Origin of the sequence: Chryseobacterium daecheongense (genome assembly GCF_003729955.1) — a bacterium.
Lineage (GTDB): Bacteria > Bacteroidota > Bacteroidia > Flavobacteriales > Weeksellaceae > Chryseobacterium > Chryseobacterium daecheongense.
The window spans coordinates 113812-134007 of the sequence record NZ_RJTX01000004.1; the positions used below are offsets into that span (position 1 = coordinate 113812).

16 protein-coding genes are annotated in these 20196 nt (G+C 35.9%); 2 read left to right on the top strand and 14 right to left on the bottom strand.

What is annotated here, in order from left to right:
* Window positions 1–12 precede the first annotated feature (12 nt).
* From EGI05_RS13860 to folE, 8 genes are all read right to left on the bottom strand, one after another.
* A complete protein-coding gene (locus EGI05_RS13860) occupies window positions 13–522 on the bottom strand; it encodes a ferritin (RefSeq protein WP_123263648.1) in 510 nt (169 codons plus the stop codon).
* 126 nt (window positions 523–648) lie between these two features.
* Window positions 649–1089 (bottom strand): hypothetical protein, encoded by a 441-nt coding sequence (locus tag EGI05_RS13865; RefSeq protein WP_123263649.1) that lies wholly within the window; start codon window positions 1087–1089, stop codon window positions 649–651.
* A gap of 178 nt (window positions 1090–1267) precedes the next feature.
* Window positions 1268–2266: a hypothetical protein gene (locus EGI05_RS13870; protein WP_123263650.1), complete on the bottom strand. Its 999-nt coding sequence runs from the start codon at window positions 2264–2266 to the stop codon at window positions 1268–1270.
* Window positions 2267–2405: 139 nt separating this feature from the next.
* Entirely contained in the window at window positions 2406–5057 is a 2652-nt protein-coding gene (locus EGI05_RS13875; RefSeq protein ID WP_123263651.1) for a 4-alpha-glucanotransferase, read from the bottom strand.
* A gap of 123 nt (window positions 5058–5180) precedes the next feature.
* A complete protein-coding gene (locus tag EGI05_RS13880; protein WP_123263652.1) occupies window positions 5181–6347 on the bottom strand; it encodes a T9SS type A sorting domain-containing protein in 1167 nt (388 codons plus the stop codon).
* A 262-nt stretch (window positions 6348–6609) separates the two neighbouring features.
* Entirely contained in the window at window positions 6610–8076 is a 1467-nt protein-coding gene (gene cysS / locus EGI05_RS13885; protein ID WP_123263653.1) for a cysteine--tRNA ligase, read from the bottom strand.
* Between the two features lie 136 nt (window positions 8077–8212).
* Entirely contained in the window at window positions 8213–8644 is a 432-nt protein-coding gene (locus EGI05_RS13890) for a DinB family protein (protein WP_123263654.1), read from the bottom strand.
* A 12-nt stretch (window positions 8645–8656) separates the two neighbouring features.
* A complete protein-coding gene (gene folE, locus EGI05_RS13895) occupies window positions 8657–9322 on the bottom strand; it encodes a GTP cyclohydrolase I FolE (protein WP_121462159.1) in 666 nt (221 codons plus the stop codon).
* A 99-nt stretch (window positions 9323–9421) separates the two neighbouring features.
* On the opposite strand from folE, the gene EGI05_RS13900 reads away from it, so the two are divergent.
* The gene (locus tag EGI05_RS13900; RefSeq protein WP_123263655.1) at window positions 9422–10576 is read left to right on the top strand and encodes a hypothetical protein; all 1155 of its coding nucleotides are present in this window, start codon (window positions 9422–9424) and stop codon (window positions 10574–10576) included.
* Window positions 10577–10737: 161 nt separating this feature from the next.
* Window positions 10738–11421: a hypothetical protein gene (locus EGI05_RS13905; protein ID WP_123263656.1), complete on the top strand. Its 684-nt coding sequence runs from the start codon at window positions 10738–10740 to the stop codon at window positions 11419–11421.
* Window positions 11422–11456: 35 nt separating this feature from the next.
* Here EGI05_RS13905 and metF read toward each other — a convergent pair whose 3' ends face one another.
* The 6 genes from metF to EGI05_RS13935 form a co-directional block, all read right to left on the bottom strand.
* Window positions 11457–12416: a methylenetetrahydrofolate reductase [NAD(P)H] gene (gene metF, locus EGI05_RS13910; RefSeq protein WP_123263657.1), complete on the bottom strand. Its 960-nt coding sequence runs from the start codon at window positions 12414–12416 to the stop codon at window positions 11457–11459.
* A 27-nt stretch (window positions 12417–12443) separates the two neighbouring features.
* A complete protein-coding gene (gene metH / locus EGI05_RS13915; protein ID WP_123263658.1) occupies window positions 12444–15101 on the bottom strand; it encodes a methionine synthase in 2658 nt (885 codons plus the stop codon).
* 8 nt (window positions 15102–15109) lie between these two features.
* Entirely contained in the window at window positions 15110–16201 is a 1092-nt protein-coding gene (locus EGI05_RS13920) for a fatty acid desaturase family protein (protein WP_123263659.1), read from the bottom strand.
* An 84-nt stretch (window positions 16202–16285) separates the two neighbouring features.
* Window positions 16286–17296: a homocysteine S-methyltransferase family protein gene (locus tag EGI05_RS13925; RefSeq protein ID WP_123263660.1), complete on the bottom strand. Its 1011-nt coding sequence runs from the start codon at window positions 17294–17296 to the stop codon at window positions 16286–16288.
* Between the two features lie 30 nt (window positions 17297–17326).
* Window positions 17327–18490: an O-succinylhomoserine sulfhydrylase gene (locus EGI05_RS13930; protein ID WP_123263661.1), complete on the bottom strand. Its 1164-nt coding sequence runs from the start codon at window positions 18488–18490 to the stop codon at window positions 17327–17329.
* A gap of 111 nt (window positions 18491–18601) precedes the next feature.
* Window positions 18602–20140 carry an ACT domain-containing protein gene (locus tag EGI05_RS13935; RefSeq protein ID WP_123263662.1) on the bottom strand — a complete coding sequence of 513 codons (1539 nt, stop codon included), beginning with the start codon at window positions 20138–20140 and terminating at the stop codon, window positions 18602–18604.
* Between the last annotated feature and the right edge of the window lie 56 nt (window positions 20141–20196).

Consider the following 20196-nt stretch of genomic DNA (forward strand, 5'->3'; position numbering starts at 1 on the left):
ATTTTCTATACTCTAAGCTTCAGCTGCCGGATTGAAAACTCTCTGAGCCAATTCCTGATCAAAAAGATATAATGCTGAAGGATTATCACAAACCATTTTAATTTTGGTGACATATTGCGATGCACTTGCTTCCTCTTCCACCTGCTCATTGATAAACCATTGTAAGAAAGAAGTGGTAGCAAAATCACCTTCGTCATTTGCATTTTTAACGATATTGAAAATACTTTTGGTCACTTTTCTTTCATGTTCCAATGCTTTTTCAAAAATATCGGTTGCATTTTCAAATTCGTGTGGTGGTTTAGGGATTTCCCCGATAATGATCTCCCCTCCTACATCATTTAAATAATCGAACATTTTATCGGCATGCATTAATTCTTCTTTGCTTTGAACTCTGAAATAATTAGCAATTCCGTCTAAATCTTTTCCGGAAAACCAAGCAGACATAGAAAGATAATATTGTGCAGCATACTGTTCGTGTGCTATTTGTTCATTAATTAGTTTTGCGATTTTTTCACTGACCATAATAAAAAATTTATATTCAAAATTATGGAAATTAAGCCCGAATTCAAAGGATTTAATGAAATTTAATACAAAAAGGATGGAATTACTTCCACCCTTCTCACATTAAAAAATCAAAATTACAAACTATTATTTTGCATCCGGAGTTGCTGTATGCATAGACTTATTCATTTTTCTGTCTTTCATCATTGTATGTCTCTGCTCCATTTTAGCTTTTCTGTCAGCCTGCCATTTATCATACTGCTCCGGAGTTAAAATTTGCTTCATATCAGCATCCATTTGTGCTCTTTTTTGTTTCATCTGCTCCATCTTAGCTTGTCTGTCTTCTTTATTCTTTGCAAAATCTGCCTGCATTTCAGCTTTTCTTTTTTCATGTAATGCCTTTATCTGATCTACCTGAGACTGGTTCAGATTTAAATCTTTTTGCATCTGTACTAAATGTTCCTGCTCTCTTTGTTGCATTTTTTGCTGCATTTCAGCTCTTTTTGCCTGTTTGTCCTGTGGAGTTGTCTGTGCCATTGCAAAGCTTCCCATTCCGATCAACGCTAATGCTAAAACTAATTTTTTCATCTTAAAAATATTTTAATTATTCTCTTTATATCTTTTTGATTACACAACAAATCAAAAGTTAAAAGAAATAATTCATAAAAAATGTTAATTTTTCATATCAAAACCACAATCGATAAAAAAAGGACAGATTTAAGAAAAATCTGCCCTTCACACCACTTAAATATAATATATGAAAATATTAATTTTTTACTAATTTTTGTCTGAATCCTCCACCTCTGCCTTCGTTTCCATTGTTTTGTCTTGGAGCATTGTTCTTCATTTTAGGACCACCTTCATTTCTCTGTTGTCTGAAACCTCCTCCATTGCCGCGGAATCCATCATTATCCTCTCTTCTTACCTCCTGTCTTCCCCTGAATCCTCCTTCACTCCTAAAGTTACCATTATTTTCTGAATTTCCTCTAAATCCTCCATGATTTCTTACTCCATTATTATCATTATTTCTCACCCCATTATTGTCAGAGTTACGGAAACCACCTGAATTGTTTCTTACTCCATTATTCCCTTGTCCTCGGAAGCCATTGTTCCCGTTATTTCCATTGGAACCTCTGAACCCTTCTCCTGAACTTCTTCTTACAATATTCAATGTTGGGTTATCCTGACGGAATCTGTTTCTTTCCACTCTGTATACATTGATGTTCACATTTCTGTAACGAGGCATTGGTCTGCATATGGAAGCATAATGTGTTCTTCTGTAATTCTGGAAATATACAACCGGGCTGTATCCGTGATAGTAATTGTTTTGGAATACCACAAAGATTCTTGGTCCCATAATTCTACGCAATGCGTAAAATCTGTCATAATACCATCTGTCCGGATTATATCTGTAAAAATTATTCCAAACTGAAAAATTTACATACAGATTATTTAATCTTAAGATCTGATCAATCTGCCAACGTGTCAATCTGTTTTGAGCAAAAAACACATTCCAGTTAATACTGATGATGCTGTTTCTGTAATCGTTGTAGTTGGTTTGATAGTAATCGTTTGGATAATAATCCTGAGGATAGTTATAATAATAATCATCCGGAAAATAGGTTTCATCATCTTCATCAGAATAATATCCGTCATCATAGCCTCCATATCCATATCCGTCATTTCCCCAACCGTTATTTGGATATTGCTGTGCAAATGACAAGGTAGCCAGGCCCAGTGCAAATCCCAAAAGTATCTTTTTCATCTCTATAGTCGTTAATTGGTTAATATATAGCAGAATATCTCTATTCTATTTCTTTGATATGAATACAAAAAAGAAGTTAAATCTTTCGATAAAACTTCTTTTAAAATATCATTAACTAATTGATAATCAAATGTTAAATTTACATTCTCCCACTATCTTTGACCCAATTAGCAATTTTTTCATTGAACGTTTCTTCATTTTTCAGGTCTTCTAATTTCAGGTGCATTCTATACCGCCAATAATGAGGAAATACTGCCGGATTATTGATCCTTTCATTGTCCATATTCTCATTGGTCAATCTTTTATCTGTGGCTAAAAATTCCTGGATTGGGAAGATCGCTAACATGGCATCATTATATAAGTGCTGTTTCATAATGATCTCTGCTAAATGAGAATCCAGTTCTTCAGGAGATCTTCCGTATTGTACCAATTGCTGGTTAAAATATTTCTGAGTCAGTGCAGGGTCCTCTTTCCACCATTGTCTTAACGTTGAGCTGTCATGAGATGAAGCTGTCACTACATTCAGATAGGAAGCATTCTTTGGATTATAGAAAGGAATGTTTTCAGCAGGCATACGCTGGACTTTCAATGCAATAATCGCAAGTTCATCCATTACTACCGGTACACAAGCCGGAACCAGACCTAAATCTTCACCACAAATCAGCATTTCGGTGGCATTTAAGATCACCGGAAGCTTTTCCATTGCTTTTTCATACCATAAATGATCCTGCCTTCTGAAAAAATAATCATGGTACAGATCATAAAGAGTTTTCTTTTCCCAATCTGAAAGATATTGATAAGAATCTGTTTTATACAAATTAAATCTCGGATGATACACCGTTTCTCCGTTTCTTTCTTCCGTTAAAAACAAAACATTCGCACAAAGAGAAATTAATTGTTCTTCTATCGGGCCTCTTGGATTTTTCTTAAAGAAATCGGAAAGCTTTCTTTGAGTATCAAATTCTTCTTTAAAAGAATAGGTTCCGTTATGATTATTCTGAATAAACTCAAAAGCTTTATTCGCATTTTCACCGAAATAATTCCAAAGGATCTGATCGTTGATGAACGGCTTACAATATCTGTCAAAATTAAATGGGATATGCAATGCTTTGAATTCACCCAAAACAATGGGTACAGCCGGATAGAAATATCCTAAAATACCCTGAGTTGCAGAAATCGGCATTCTCCATATTCTGAAAAATCCTAGAATATGGTCAATTCTCATGGCATCAAAATATTGTTCTAAAGCTTTGAACCTGTTTTTCCACCAGCGGTAATCATCTTCTTTCATGGCTTCCCAATTATAGGTTGGGAATTCCCAGTTCTGACCCAGCTCAGTAAACTGATCAGGCGGTGCTCCTGCCTGGAAATCCATTCCGAACAATTCCGGTTCTGCCCACGCTTCCACAGAATACCTGTAAATACCAATCGGCAGATCTCCTTTTACGGATACTCCTAAACTGTGTGTATAATCAATAGCATCTTTTAATTGCTTATGAAGCTGGAATTGTACCCAGGCATGCAGCATGGAAGTATCATAATCTTTGCTTTTTGGAGAAAAGAACTGTGCAATTTTACCTGCAATATATTTTTTGTGGGTTTTCCAGTCATTAAAGTTGGGACTTTTGTACTTGTCCCTTAATACACAAAATGCCGCATAAGGAATCAGCCATTCTTCATTATCCTTAATAAATTTTTTGAAGCTTCTGTCTTTATAGATTTTATCTTTATCTGCCGTGAAAACCGCAGTTAAATATTTCCACTTTGATTTGATCATTCTTTCATAATCAATCAAATCAAGAGCATTAAGCTCCTCTTTATCAACCAAATACTCATCAACTAAATCTTTCGGTAATGGAAAATCAAGATTTTCTAATGAGATATATTGTGGATGAAGCGCATATACAGAAACGGCAGCATAAGGATAAGAATCTGTCCACGAATAATTGGCTGTTGTATCATTGATCGGCAAAATCTGGATAATTCCGAGGTTGGTCTCTTTTGCCCAGTCCGCCAGTTTTTTCATATCGGAAAATTCTCCAACTCCAAACCCATTTTCGCTTCTTAAAGAGAATACAGGTACTGCCACTCCTGCATCATGATACATCTGGTAAGCCTTAAACCTGAAATAATGGTTGGAAACAACCTGCAAGACATCTTTTACCGGATTGCCTACCGTAAATCTGTTCTCCCCGGTTTCTACGTCAATTACTCTTTCTTCTTTCTTATCGTAAAGGCAATATTTATATTGGATAAACTCATTTTCAGGAATTTCAAGAGAGGTTTCCCAGACTCCGAAATCAGTTTGTGAAAGATGAATTGCTTTTTCATAATCCCAGTTTCCCAATGAATCTGTACTTCCGATCAAAACAATTTTCCAGTCCGGATTGTAAATCGGAGCTTCAATTCTGAATAAATGGGTATGTTTTTTTAGAACAGATATTTTTTCAGGTACAAACTGATTGAGCTTATTGTGAAGAATTTTATTATTCAGGTAATTTTCAGGGAAATTCTTATTATTCCATTCATCAAAGATGATAAACTCTTTATAGTTATGAGGAAATTGAAGATGATGTGGTACAAATTCTTCTTTCACTATATTTCCCCTTTCATCAATAAGCCGATATTGGTAAGAAACCGATTTTGAGAAATAGTCTACTTCGCATTTCCACAAACCGTTTTCTGTATAAAACATTGTATGGATTTTGGAAACAGCACCTTCTTCGTTAATAACCAACTTCAGGGATTCACCGACTTTTGTGCTGTAACCTATATTAAAGTATAGCTTCATTTACATTTTTTTATAAAAATACATTTTAATCTCGAAAAATAAAACTTCTTGAATATCAAATATTCATTAAAAAAACCTTCCCAAAATACTTGAAAAGGTTTAATTTTAAACAAATGTAGTGGATTATTCCGTAACCAGAATTTTCTTGTTCAATAATATTTTACCTGCTTCATCCGTGATGCTTACTATATAAGCTCCGCTTACAAGGTTTTTCAGATGAACCTGCTGTTCTAATGAACCATTTTTCACTGATAAACTCTGCTTCATCACACTTTTACCGGAAATATCAAAAACCGTAAGTTTCAGATTTCCTTTCAAAGTTTTATCATTACCACTAACATTGATAAACTGTTCATCTACTCTGGTAGGATAAATATCTAAATTCGCGATAGGGTTAATGGATGTCGCTCTATCATTTATAAAATATTTGCTGGCCAGATCGTAAATGTGAAGATTTTGTTCTCCCGGAAGCTGTTTTGCCTGCAATGATTCCAACTCTACTTCGTATAAAGGAGCTCCTTTTGCGCTTGCAATGATTACTTTTCCTTTGGAATTCACAGCAGCACCATTTACGGAATAATTTTCAGGGATTCCTACTATTTTTCCAATGAATTTTGCTTTTAATTCTTTCGCTACCACCTTATATACATTTCCTGAAGCTGAAAAAACATAGAAATTATTTTCAGCATCTGCAATCATGTCTCCGCCGAAGCCGGTTTCAATAGTCGTGAAAGAATTTTTACCGTTTCCTGCATCATCTTTTATGATTCCGAGATCATTCACCACATACTGGCTATTTTTTCTGCTGATCTGCAAGAATTGTGTTCCGGCATTATTAATCGCATAAATATTTCCATCATATCCGGTTGTCATTCTTGTAATATGAGAATTAATATCACAAGAGGTTACTCTCGCCACTGAATTTTCGACTAAAGTGATTTCTTGGGATTTAGAATTCAACACATAGATATTGGAAGAGAACATTGGCATATATACCAGATTGTTATTCAATGCATCATAGGCAAGAGCAGCCATTGTTGCTGACTGGGAGTGATTGTAAGCCGTTTTATCTTCCGTTACCGATGAATTTCTTTGCTGTGAAAATACTTTCGGAGACATTTCCGAAGTGAAAACACTTTCCCCGGAAGTTCCGTTTGCCACATCTATTGCACGAAAGTCATTAAAAACAATGTTAGGTGTGTCTTTGCCTGTTAATGCAAAAAAATCTTGCTGTGCATGAGCATTAACGCCTAATACTAATAAGAATAGAGGGAATAAATGTTTTTTCATAATATGTAGGATTTAGATTCGTAATCATTTTAGTATGACTAAGTTACACAATTTTTGAATTGAAATTGTAAAAAATCTACGTTTTTGAATACTATTATTTCCAGAAATATTGGTTGAAATTTATTCTTCGCTTCGCTCAGAATGACAAGACTGAGAAAGTGGTGTATAAAAAACTCTCGCAGATTTTGAGGATTGAGCAGATGATTGTCTAAAATCTGCGTATCCTCAAAATCTGCGAGAGAATATAAGTATGTTTATCGATCTAATTTAAAACATAAGTTGTACCGTCTCTTCCGTCTTTTAACTCGATACCTTCCGCAAGAAGCTTATCTCTGATCTGGTCTGACAGCTCAAAGTTTTTAGCTTTTCTTGCCTGGTTTCTTAATTCAATTAAAACTTTTAAAGTTTGGTCTAACTTTTCGTTGTTATTTTCTTCGATGGTCTGAAGTCCCAACACATCAAAGATAAAGGCATTTAACGTAGATTTTAAATCTTCCAGATCTTTCGAAGAAATGGTTTCTTTTCCATCATTCAAAGCAAAAATAAATTTCACCGCTTCAAATAAATGAGCAATAAGAATCGGCGAGTTAAAATCATCCGTTAACGCTTCATAACATTTATTTTTCCACTCCTCCAGATTGAATCCTGATTCCTTAGTATCATCCGGAGTTATTGAATTCAGTACTTTTACGGCTTCCATCAATCTGATGAATCCTTTTTCACTGGCAATCATGGCATCATTGGAAATATCCAAAACACTTCTGTAATGAGCCTGAAGGAAGCAAAAACGTACAATCGAAGGGTGAAATGGTTTTTCAAAGAAATCATTTTCTCCTGAAACCAATTGCATCGGTAAAATATAGTTCCCTGTTGATTTACTCATACGCTGACTGTTCATCGTCAGCATATTCGCATGCATCCAGTAATTGACCGGAGCAGTATCATTGCAAGCTTTTCCTTGTGCAATCTCACATTCGTGGTGTGGGAATTTCAGATCCATCCCACCTCCGTGGATGTCGAAATTTTCACCTAAATATTTTGTGCTCATCGCAGTACATTCAAGATGCCATCCCGGGAAACCTTCTCCCCAAGGCGAATTCCATCTCATAATGTGAGCCGGAGAAGCTTTTTTCCATAAGGCAAAATCCTGTGGATTTTTCTTCTCGCCCTGTCCGTCCAAATCACGGGTATTGGCAAAAAGTTCTTCTATATTTCGTTTTGAAAGTTCTCCGTAATTCAGTCCTCTTTTGTTGTATTCAAGAACATCGAAATATACAGAGCCATTGCTCTCGTAAGCAAATCCTCTTTCAATTAATTTTTGAGTTAACTCAATCTGTTCCACAATATGGCCTGTTGCAGTAGGCTCAATATTCGGTGGCAGAAGATTGAACATTTCCAGAACTTTATGAAAGTCTACTGTATATTTCTGTACGATTTCCATCGGCTCCAGCTTTTCAAGGCGGGTTTGCTTTACAAACCTGTCGTTTTCTACATTCCCATCGTCTGTAAGGTGACCCGCGTCTGTGATATTTCTTACATATCTCACTTTGTACCCCAAATGCATTAAAGTACGGTAGATAAAGTCGAAAGAAAGGAAAGTTCTCACATTCCCCAAATGTACATTGCTGTAAACAGTAGGTCCACAAACATACATTCCGACATTTCCTTCCAAAATAGGTTTGAATATTTCTTTTTCTGCTGTAAGCGAATTATATATTTTTAGTTGCATTTTTTATTTTTGATTTAATGATTTAATAAAGCTTCCTATTAGAAGTTTGAAATCTCCTAACTATTATAATTTCAGCAACAACAGATAATGGTTGCAAGAAAGATTTTATTTGAAACTTTTTTAAATTTTATCATTATTAAATGGCCTTTAAGTGATATTGTAAATGATCTATATAATCCTGAATGATGTATTCTAAAGTAAATCTCTGAGGATTCGTTTTTGTGGTATCACAAGTTCTTTTCAGAGCCTCATCCGGGATATTTCCAACAGTATGAACGATCTGTCCATTCAAAAATTTCCAGAGGTTGATAATATCTGAAGTCGGGACATGCTGATAATTTTGAGCTTTTACCCAAAAGTCCTGATCATATACAATATTCTCATTCTCCTTGTACTGAGTGACCACAAATCTTCTGATATTGGTTAAAGCACTATCACAAAGATGTCCTAAAATTTCTTTTCTAGACCATTTTTCGGGTGAAATTTTATACCACCAATCTTCTTCAGAAATGGTTTCAAATCTCTGAAGTTCTGCATCAATGATATTTTTAAGGATCTGGTAATTCATTTAGCGTTCAATTTAATCAAATTTTGCATGACTGCCTACATAATGCAGAAATTCTTGTCTTGTAATCGGATTGGTTCTGAAAATTCCACTTAATTCTGCTGTGATGGTAGAGCTTGCTGTATCTTTAATTCCTCTGCAATTGACACACAAATGTTTTGCATCAATAATACACGCTACATCTTTTGTACCTAATGCTTCTTTAAGTGCATCCACAATCTGCATCGTTAATCTTTCCTGAACCTGTGGTCTTTTTGCATAGTAATCTACAATCCTGTTGATTTTGGAAAGACCAATAACTTCACCATTGGAGATATAGGCCACATGCGCCTTTCCAATGATGGGCAAAAAATGATGTTCACAGAAAGAATATACGGTAATGTCTTTCTCCACCAACATCTGGCGGTATTTATATTTATTGGAGAACGTGGAAATTCCGGGTTTATTTTCAGGAAGAAGCCCTCCGAAAATCTCATTCACATACATTTTTGCCACACGTTTCGGAGAGTCTTTTAAAGAATCATCCGTCATATCCATTCCTAAGGTGTACATGATCTCTCCAAAGAGTTCCGTTATCTTTTCTATCTTTTCCTCTGGCGATTTATCAAAAGCATCTTTACGTATAGGCGTATGTTCTTTTCCTGTGAAAATATCATCGTCGTTATCAGTAAAATCAACCATTTTTATTTAATTTGCAGCAAAAATACGGATAATATCTTTTTTCTTATTTCAATTTGAATGAAAAAATATTATCTTTTCACCCACCCATTTATGTAAACTATGATTATTGTTGAAGAGGTACAGAATGAAACCCAGAAAAAGGAATTTTTAGAGTTCCCATCCCGACTTTATCAACATGACAAAAACTACATCCGTCCTTTAGACAAGGACATCGAAGCTATTTTTAATCCCGAAAAAAACAAATTCTTCAAAAATGGAGAATGCCAACGGCTTTTGTTTAAAAATAAAAAAAGTGAGACTGTAGGAAAAGTAGCTGTTTTTGTGAATAAGCTTTATAGGCAGAATCAGCCTACGGGTGGGATAGGTTTTTTTGATTGTATTAATGATCAGGAAACAGCCAATTTTATTTTTGATCATTGTAAGCAATGGCTCATGGAAAGAGGAATGGAAGCCATGGATGGACCAATTAATTTGGGGGAACGGGATAAATTCTGGGGACTCCTTATCGAAGGATTTATGGAACCTTTGTATGGAATGAATTACAATTTCCCTTATTATGTAGATCTTTTTGAAAACTACGGCTTTAAAATTTACTTTGAACAGCTGTGTTTTTCAAGACCGATTTTCGGAGAAGTGTCCCGGGTTTTTACTGTAATGCATCAGAAGCATAAGAGAAATCCTGAAATTTCTGCCTTGCCTATGAAAAAAAATAATCTTGAAAAGTTCGCCAAAGATTTTACCGAGATTTATAATAAAGCCTGGGCTGCACATGGAGAAGGAAAACAGATAGAAGAAGCCAAGGTTCTGAAGATGTTCAAAACCATGAAACCTATCATTAATGAGCATATTTCCTGGTTCGTCTACGAAAATGAAAAACCTATTGCCATGTGGATGAATCTCCCTGATCTCAATCAATGGTTTAAATACCTGAATGGAAAATTCGGGCCGATTGAAAAGCTGAAATTCCTGTGGTATAAAAAGTTTAAGAAGAACGAAAAAATGGTTGGTCTTGTTTTCGGTGTCGTTCCGGAATGGCAAAAAAAAGGAATTGACGGCTTCATGATCTGGGAAGGAACGCAGCATTTGAGGAAACATACGGATTTCACCGTGACGGAACTTCAGTGGATCGGAGATTTTAATCCTAAGATGATTAAAATTGCAGAAAACCTTGATACTACGGTAACCAGAAAATTAGCCACTTACAGATATCTGTTTGACCGAGAGCTACCTTTTGAAAGACATCCTATTTTATAGATGAAAATACCGTAGATCTCTACTATCACTGTAATCCTGTCATTCCCCATCATATAAGAAAATAAACATTTTTTCGTTGTATTGAGTAGTAAAAGCTTAATTTTTAACTAGATAAATCATATATTTGAATAATATTTATACTAAAAAATTGAAAACTTGAAATGAAAAAATTAATTACTAGTATTTTTATCGTATCATTTATTGCTTTAAATGCTCAGAACGGTCCTGTTCTTACTAAAAATGATATTGCTGATGGAAGTACATTTTCTAACAGAATCAGATCTGAAAATTCGGGAGGAAGTTTAACATACGATGATGTTGTTGGTTCTCCTTATTTGAACAAAATGTTTGTTGATGCGAAGATTGCGGAAAATTATGAAAAGGTTTATGTAAGATATAACAGTTATGCTGATCAGGTTGAATTTGAAAGGGATGGAAAAACATTGGTTCTTCCGAAAGAATCCAAATTTTCCAGGATAGAAATTTTATCCCCTAAGCAAACCCTTGTTTTATTAGAGACTAATGATGAATTTAGTGGTTATTTCTTTGAATTAGCAGCAGGTCCGAAATATTCTCTGTACAAAAAGCTTAAAACAAAATTTGTAGATGCGGTTCCGGCTAACAGTTCATATACAAGTGACAAGCCAGCCAATTTCAAATTGCTTGACCCTATTTATTATATCAAAACAAGCAATGGTTTTATTAAAAAACCTAGAAATCAAAAAGATATTATTGCTCAGTTACCAGAGATGAAAGATTCTTTAACGGAATTCTTTAAATCTAATAAAATAAAGTTTGATAGAGAAGAAGACTTAATCAAACTAGTTAAGTTCTTAAATCAATAAAATAAAAAGCCTTGTAGATTTACAAGGCTTTTTATTTAAAACAGCTCTCCGGCTACTTTCTTAATATTATCACTTTTCCCCATTGAATAAAAGTGCAATACAGGTACACCAAAATCTAAAAGTTCCTTGCATTGTGCGATCGCCCATTCTATTCCAATCTCTTTTACGGCTTCATTATTTTTAGCTTTTTCCACTTCATTGATCAATTCTTCTGGTAAATCTATTTTAAAAACCTGTGGTAACAATTTCAGGTGTTTTTTGGTAGCAATAGGTTTAATCCCCGGAATAATAGGAACAGTAATTCCCATTTCTCTCGCTTTCTGTACAAATTCAATGAATTTTTTATTATCAAAAAACATTTGGGTAACAATATAATCTGCCCCTGCGTCTACTTTTTCTTTCAGCCATTTCAGATCATAATTCATGGAAGGTGCTTCTATATGTTTTTCAGGATAGCCGGCAACTCCAATACAGAATTTATTATGCTCATCACAGACCTGGTCTTCATCATGAAGATATTTTCCGCGGCCTAAATTGTTAATCTGATGAACCAGATCCATAGCACTCGCATGCCCTCCCTGGGTTGGTTCGAAGTATTGATGCCCTTTCATCGCATCTCCTCTCAATGCCATTACATTGTCTATTCCAAGGTACATACAATCTACCAGCAGGTATTCTGTTTCTTCTTTTGTAAAACCTCCACAAAGTAAGTGTGGAACTGTATCCACATTATATTTATGCTGAATGGCGGCACAGATACCTAATGTTCCGGGGCGCATTCTCGTAATGCGGCGTTCCATCAATCCGTTTCCTTTATCTATATAAATATATTCTTCTCTGGAAGTGGTAACATCTATGAAAGGAGGTTTGAATTCCATTAACGGATCAATATTCCGGTATAGATCTTCAATCCCGATTCCTTTTTGCGGCGGAACTACTTCTAAAGAAAATAAAGTTTTTCCATCAGCCTTTTTTATATGTTCAGTTATCTTCATTGTATATTTAATCCTAGTTTATTCTTATTATGCCAAATTAGGTGACAACCATTTTTTAGCTTCTTCAATACTACACCCTCTTCTTGCAGCGTAATCTTCCAATTGATCTTCTGTGATTTTCCCAAGCCCGAAATATTTGGCATGCGGACTTCCAAAATAATATCCAGAAACCGAAGCCGTTGGAAACATTGCCAAACTTTCTGTCAAGAAAACACCTGTATTTTCTTCCACTTTCAATAAATTCCAAATGGTTTTCTTCTCCAAATGATCAGGGCAAGCCGGATACCCCGGAGCCGGACGGATTCCTTTATATTTTTCGGCGATCAGGTCCTCGTTGCTTAAGTTTTCCTGATTCGCATACCCCCAATATTCTGTTCTTACTTTTTTATGTAAAAACTCAGCATAAGCTTCTGCAAACCTGTCTGCAAGAGCTTTCACCATGATGGCGTTGTAATCATCATTTGCTTTTTCGTATTCAGCAGCAAGTTCATCGGTTCCAAAACCCGCGGTCACACAAAAGGCACCCATATAGTCAGTTTTTCCGGAGCTTTGAGGAGCAATGAAATCACTTAATGCCAGATAATCTTTTCCTTTTGAACGCTGAGCCTGCTGTCTCAATGTTAAGAATTTTGCTTGCTCATGATTATTTTCATCATAAATAATGATATCATCTGATTCATCAGAATTAGCTTTAAAAATTCCGAAAATAGCTTTTGCAGTTAATAACTTTTCATCTAAAATTCTATTTAAAATAACCTGAGCATCTTTAAATAATTCTTTTGCCTGAGCACCAACCACCGCATCTTCCAAAATATTCGGATATTTTCCATGCAGATCCCAGCTTCTGAAAAAAGGAGACCAGTCAATAAAAGGTAATAATTCTCTTAAATCCTGATTTTCAATAATAGTTACTCCTAATTGGTTAGGTTCAAATATCTCTTCGTTTTCCCAATCAATTTTAAATTTATTTTTTCTTGCCTCTTCAATGGAAACATAATCCTTATCCACCTGTCTGTTCAGGAATTTTTCTCTGAAATCTGAATAATCATTTTTTAAATCCGCAACATATTCTTTGTTTCTGTCTCCCAGTAATGAACTTACCACATTCACCGCTCTGGAAGCATCATTCACGTGAACTACTGCATTTTTATATTTCAAATCGATTTTCACGGCGGTGTGTGCTTTCGAAGTCGTTGCACCACCTATCAATAAAGGAAAATCAAGATTTTGTCTTTCCAATTCCGATGCGATGTACACCATTTCGTCCAAACTTGGTGTAATCAAACCGCTTAATCCTATAACATCCACTTTTTCCTCAATGGCGGTCTGGATAATTTTTTCTGCAGGAACCATCACTCCAAGATCTACAATTTCGTAATTGTTACACCCCAAAACCACACTCACAATATTTTTACCGATATCATGAACATCTCCTTTGACGGTTGCCATTAATATCTTTCCGTTCGCAGGCTTTGAACTATCCTTTTCGGCTTCTATATAAGGTTGGAGATAAGCTACTGCCTTCTTCATTACTCTCGCCGATTTTACCACTTGGGGAAGAAACATTTTTCCACTTCCGAATAAATCTCCTACAACACCCATTCCCGTCATTAAGTTGATTTCAATGACATGAAGTGGCTTTTCTGCCAATTGTCTTGCTTCTTCAACATCTTCTTCAATGAAACGATCGATCCCTTTTACCAAGGCGTGAGTAATTCTGTCCTGTAACGGATGAGTTCTCCATTCCAGGTCCTCAACTTTTTCTTTTTTTACAGACTTATGCTTCTCTGAGTAGTCAAGAAGTCTTTCCGTAGCATCATCTCTTCTATCCAGAATAACATCTTCTACCAACTCCAGCAATTCTTTGTTGATTTCATCATATACTTCCAACATGGCTGGATTTACAATTCCAATATTCATTCCTGCCTGAATAGCATGGTAAAGAAATACGGAGTGCATCGCTTCTCTTACGGTATCATTCCCACGGAAAGAGAATGAAACGTTGCTTACGCCACCACTCACGGATGCATAAGGAAGGTTTTGACGAACCCATCTCGTAGCTTCGATAAAATCAATGGCATTTTTTCTGTGTTCCTCCATTCCCGTTGCTACCGGGAAGATATTTAAATCGAAAATAATGTCTTCCGGAGGAAAGTTCAGTTGGTTAACCAAAATATCATAGGAGCGTTTTGAAATTTCAATTCTACGTTCCAGATTATCAGCCTGCCCTACCTCATCGAATGCCATAACAATTACCGCGGCACCATATCTTTTGATGATTTTGGCTTGTTTGATGAATTCTTCTTCACCTCCTTTCAAACTGATGGAATTGACCACACATTTCCCTTGTACCACCTGAAGTCCGGCCTCCAAAATTTCCCATTTGGAAGAATCGACCATGATGGGGATTCTTGCAATATCCGGCTCTGAAGCAATTAAATTCAGGAATTTAATCATGGAAGCTTTTCCATCAATTAAACCATCATCAAAATTGACATCGAGAATTTGTGCCCCACCTTCCACTTGATGGCGGGCAATATCCAATGCTTCAGCAAATTTTTCTTCTTTTATTAATCTTAAAAATTTTTTGGACCCGGCTACATTGGTTCTTTCACCAACATTAATGAAATTACTTTCCGGTGTTATGATAAGAGGCTCAAGCCCCGATAATCTTAAATATCTCATTCAGTTTTTTATTCTTCTAAAATGTAATATGCATTGTTTGCATTTTGTTTAAGCAAATCCACATGTTTGCCTAAAGCCGTTAAAATGGGGAATCTTTTATATGCCAGATTATGTTCTTTTGCAAATTTTTCGATCTCATCCGTAATCTCATTATAATACAGATAACTGTAATTCGGAAATAAATGGTGGGCTACATGGAAGTTGAAATTCCCCAAAACATTCCTCACAAACCAGTTGTTTTCCGCTAAATCATTCGTTACTTCAAACTGGTGATGAAGCCAGCTGAAAGGAAGTCCGTTTTTTTCGTCCAATTTTGGAAAGGCATTATCCGGAAGCGGATGCAGAGGCAGCAAAACAAATAGTGCAAAAATACTTGCCGCAATCACCTGCAAAAACCAGGCTCCCAAAGCCAAGCCAACAGACACTTTAAAAAACAGAATCGGAACTGCAATCTGATAAAAGAAGTAGAATAACTTATACCCAACCATTTTCACCTTTTCAACAACAGGAATGGAACCCTGGGTTTTTAAGATGACTCTGTTGTTATCAAAAAAATCTCTAAAGTCCCTGATGAACATCCAATTGAACAAATAAAGAGGATATACCAAAAAGAAAAACTTATGCTGATATTTTTGAATCCCCTTAGCTTTGATCCATGGAATAATTAAAAGCAATCCGCTCTGTTCAATATCTGTATCCCATCCATCCACATTCGGATATGCATGATGGCTTGCAATATGTCTTTTTTTCCAGATGTAGGAATTGGCTCCCACAAAATCAAAAATCTGCAATACCAGTCCATTTAATCTTTTGCTCTTGTAAATATTATTATGGGCAGCTTCATGAATAAGATTCAAATAAATCAAGACCAATGAAATACCCATTAATAAAAAGCTGAGAATATATATCCAAGGTTTATCCGCATTAAAAATGGCAAAGAAATACAACCCAAAATACACCAAAGGCAGAATAACCGCTTTGATCCGAATATAGATATCCCTATTCTCAGGAATTGCTTCTACTCGTTGGTTCACTTTCTTTCTTAGTTCATTAAATAATTTTGCATCATCTGAATCTTTTAAGTAACTCGGCTTTTCCATTATTATTAAATTTTGTGGTTTATTTAAAGATAATATTTATAACCTTGTCCCCATATCCCGTTTTAATTAAAAAAATCTATCAAATCAGACAAATTCCTTCAATTTTCTTGGCTGATACTCTTTCACCAGATCTGCAATTGCCTTAATATGATCCGGCGTAGTTCCACAGCATCCGCCAATAATATTGATCAATCCTTTTTCTACGTATTCTTTAATCTGCTCAGCCATAAACTCAGGCGTTTCATCGTATTTCCCGAATGCATTAGGCAAACCTGCGTTCGGATACGCTGAAACATAAAATTCTGAATTATGAGCTAATGTTTCGAGATATGGCGTCAGCTGATTAGCACCCAATGCACAGTTGAACCCAACACTTAAAAGGTTCAAATGTGAAATAGAGATTAAAAATGCTTCTGCAGTCTGCCCGCTCAACGTTCTTCCTGAGGCATCAGTAATCGTCCCTGAAACCATGATCGGAATTTTAATGTTTCTTTCCTCCTGAATTTCATCAATGGCAAATAAAGCTGCTTTGGCATTCAGGGTATCGAAAATAGTTTCGACTAACAGAATATCTGATCCTCCATCCAAAAGAGCTTCTGCCTGTTGTTTATAGGCAATCCTCAATTCATCAAAAGTAATGGCACGATAACCGGGGTCATTCACATCAGGACTTAAACTTGCCGTTTTGTTGGTAGGTCCTATAGAACCTGCAACAAATCTCGGTTTATCCGGGTTTTTAGCAGTGTATTCATCACAGGCTTTCCTGGCAATCTTTGCAGATTCATAATTCAATTCATACACCAGATCTTCCATGTGATAATCTGCCATAGCAATAGTAGTTCCGGAAAACGTATTGGTTTCCAGAATATCTGCTCCTGCATCCAGATACTTTCTGTGAACTTCTTCAATAGCTTGAGGCTGCGTCAAAGAAAGCAGATCATTATTCCCTTTTACAGGGTGATCCCAATCTTTAAAGCGCTCTCCTCTGTAATCCTCTTCTTCGAATTTGTACCTTTGAAGCATGGTTCCCATAGCTCCATCCAGAACAAGAATTCTTTCGGTAAGCGCTTTATAAAGTGATTCTATATTTTTCATTTTTTCTTTTACTTTTTTTATTTCGAACCGCTATGCTTCAAGAGCTTGTTTTAAATCTGCTATGATATCATCTATATTTTCCAGACCGGCTGAACAACGAACCAAACCAGCTGTAATTCCCACTTCATTTCTTTCCTCATCCGTTAATTTAGAGTGCGTTGTGGAGGCCGGGTGGGTTACAATAGTTCTTGTATCTCCTAAGTTGGCGGACAAAGAGCACATTTTGATATTATCCAAAAATTTTCTTCCACCTTCAATTCCATCTTTGATCTCAAAGGCAACAATATTCCCTCCTAATCTCATTTGCTTTTTGGCGACCTCATAGCTAGGGTGGGATTTCAGGAACGGATATTTTACAAATTCAACATTGGGATGGCTTTCCAGAAACTCGGCAACCTTCAGTGCATTTTCGCAGTGCTTTTCAACACGTATGGCCAATGTTTCTAAGCTTTTGGATAGAACCCATGCATTAAAAGGTGACATCGCCGGACCTGTATTTCTGGCAAAAAGATAAATTTCCCTTATCAGATCCGCTTTTCCTACTGCCACACCTCCTAAAACCCTTCCCTGTCCGTCAATCAGCTTTGTTGCGGAATGTACAACAATATCTGCACCATACTTTATCGGCTGCTGAAGATAAGGTGTTGCAAAACAGTTATCTACAATGAAGATCAAATTATGTTTCTTAGCAATCTGTCCGAAAAATTCAAGATCTAAAATCTCAATGGCCGGGTTGGTGGGTGTTTCCAGATATAAGATTTTAGTATTCGGTTGAATATATTGTTCAACATTTTCTGCATCTTCGGCTTTGAAGTAGGTGGTTTCTATATTCCATTTGGGAAAATATTTGGTAAACAAAGTATGAGTAGACCCAAAAACCGACTGACAGCTTACAATGTGATCTCCTGCATTCAACAGTGTTGCAAAAGTTGAGTAGATGGCGGCCATTCCTGTTGCAAAAGCATATCCTGCTTCCGCCCCTTCCATTTTTGCAATCTTATCGGTGAACTCAGTCACATTAGGATTAGAAAAACGGCTGTACAAATTTTTAGATTTTTCTTCTGCGAAGCTCGCCCTCATATCTTCCGCATCCTGAAAAATAAAGCTGGATGTAAGATACAACGGTGTAGAGTGTTCATCAAACTGGCTTCTTTCCGTTTGTGTTCTTATTGCCAATGTTTCAAAATTTTCCATATAGTTTAATTAAAATGTAACAATGTATCCGTTTCCAATGAGATTCTTCGCTTCGCTCAGAGTGACAATTCATTGCTACCTCTCTACATTGTTAAATTGTTAGATTTTATATTATTTGGTTTCACTTACTCTTAAAATATCTCCGAAAACACCTCTTGCCGTAACCTGAGCTCCAGCTCCGGCTCCCATAATTACAATTGGGTTTTCGCCATAACTTTCTGTGTAGATCTCAAAAATGGAATCTGAACCTTTTAATTGTCCTAAAGCCGAGCTTGCCGGAACTGAAACCAGTTTTACATCAAGTTCTCCTTTATCTTTCTGTAAATCTCCATGCAGATCTCCAACATATCTCAACACGTGTCCCTCTTCCTGATTTTCTTTAATTTTCTGATATTCTTCATCAAGCTCATCCAATCTGGAAAGGAATTCTTGTTTGGACACGGATAATAAACTTTCAGGGACAAGATTTTGGATATTGATATCATCAAATTCATTAATAAGGTCAAGTTCTCTCGCCAAAATCAATAGCTTTCTTGCCACATCATTTCCGGATAAATCCTCTCTTGGATCTGGCTCGGTATACCCTTTTTCCAAAGCTTCGTTGATAATTGTTGAAAATTTGTCATCTCTTAAAGAAAAATTATTGAAGACATAGCTCAACGTTCCTGAAAATACCCCTTTGATTCTTGTTATATTCTCACCGGAAAGGTGTAATAATTTAATGGTATCGATCAATGGTAAACCTGCTCCCACATTGGTTTCATAGAGATAACGTCTGTTATTTTTGTTCAACGTATATCTTAGTTTACGGTATTCTTCAATAGGTAATGTGTTGAAGATTTTATTGGAAGAAACAAGATCAAATCCGTTTTCGGCCAACGCGTGATAGTTTTTAACAAAGTCTTTGCTTGCGGTATTATCAACTACGATCAGGTTTTCCAACTGGTTTTCCTTGGAGAAATTAATAAGGGTTTCTACATTGGAAGGGTTTTCTGCAACCAAAACCTCATCACCCCAATTATTGTCAAAACCTTTTTTATTGAAGGCAATTTTTTTGGAATTGGCTACAGCAACCACTTTAAGATCTATTTTTTTACGTCTTTTGATTTCTTCTGAAGATTCCAATACCTGATCGATCAGGGTTTTTCCAACATTTCCATGTCCGATGATCGCCAGATGAACGGTTTTAGGTTTTTTGAAAATTTCAGACTCGATGATATTTTTTGCTTTTTCGTCCTGCGAAGAAGTGACTACGATGTTTACTCTGTTTTCACTTGCAATCTGATTTAAAAGTAATGGGAAAACGTTATTTCTTGCCAATTCAACAAGTACTTTATTATAATCCTCGGATACAAAACCTAAAACAGAAACATTGTTGATACTATAAATCTGTGAAACTTTTCCTGATCTTCTTTCGGCTTCAAATTCTTCTATCAGGCAGCTCACTGCATTTTCTGCATCATTTTCATGAACCAGAATGGAGATCCCGTTTTCAATAGCTTGCTGGGAAATTACTCCTACACTGATTCTTGCCAATGTAAGTGCTTTAAAAATTCGTCCGTCTACTCCGATTTCTCCTAAAAAATCTTCTCCTTCGAACTTAATGATTGATCTGTTCTTTAAAAATTTTATTTCGTTAGCATTTTTCATCTGTAACTTATTTATTTTTTTGTCAGATGGAACTTCGCAAAAAGCTCCATTTCATT

Coding starts and splice junctions, on each gene's coding strand:
- EGI05_RS13875 (WP_123263651.1), bottom strand. CDS start 5,057: ATGAAGCTATACTTTAATATAGGTTACAGCACAAAAGTCGGTGAATCC.
- EGI05_RS13890 (WP_123263654.1), bottom strand. CDS start 8,644: ATGAATTACCAGATCCTTAAAAATATCATTGATGCAGAACTTCAGAGA.
- EGI05_RS13935 (WP_123263662.1), bottom strand. CDS start 20,140: ATGAAAAATGCTAACGAAATAAAATTTTTAAAGAACAGATCAATCATT.
- EGI05_RS13900 (WP_123263655.1), top strand. CDS start 9,422: ATGATTATTGTTGAAGAGGTACAGAATGAAACCCAGAAAAAGGAATTT.
- EGI05_RS13930 (WP_123263661.1), bottom strand. CDS start 18,490: ATGGAAAATTTTGAAACATTGGCAATAAGAACACAAACGGAAAGAAGC.
- cysS (WP_123263653.1), bottom strand. CDS start 8,076: ATGCAACTAAAAATATATAATTCGCTTACAGCAGAAAAAGAAATATTC.
- EGI05_RS13920 (WP_123263659.1), bottom strand. CDS start 16,201: ATGGAAAAGCCGAGTTACTTAAAAGATTCAGATGATGCAAAATTATTT.
- folE (WP_121462159.1), bottom strand. CDS start 9,322: ATGGTTGATTTTACTGATAACGACGATGATATTTTCACAGGAAAAGAA.
- metF (WP_123263657.1), bottom strand. CDS start 12,416: ATGAAGATAACTGAACATATAAAAAAGGCTGATGGAAAAACTTTATTT.
- EGI05_RS13865 (WP_123263649.1), bottom strand. CDS start 1,089: ATGAAAAAATTAGTTTTAGCATTAGCGTTGATCGGAATGGGAAGCTTT.
- EGI05_RS13860 (WP_123263648.1), bottom strand. CDS start 522: ATGGTCAGTGAAAAAATCGCAAAACTAATTAATGAACAAATAGCACAC.
- EGI05_RS13870 (WP_123263650.1), bottom strand. CDS start 2,266: ATGAAAAAGATACTTTTGGGATTTGCACTGGGCCTGGCTACCTTGTCA.
- metH (WP_123263658.1), bottom strand. CDS start 15,101: ATGAGATATTTAAGATTATCGGGGCTTGAGCCTCTTATCATAACACCG.
- EGI05_RS13880 (WP_123263652.1), bottom strand. CDS start 6,347: ATGAAAAAACATTTATTCCCTCTATTCTTATTAGTATTAGGCGTTAAT.
- EGI05_RS13905 (WP_123263656.1), top strand. CDS start 10,738: ATGAAAAAATTAATTACTAGTATTTTTATCGTATCATTTATTGCTTTA.
- EGI05_RS13925 (WP_123263660.1), bottom strand. CDS start 17,296: ATGAAAAATATAGAATCACTTTATAAAGCGCTTACCGAAAGAATTCTT.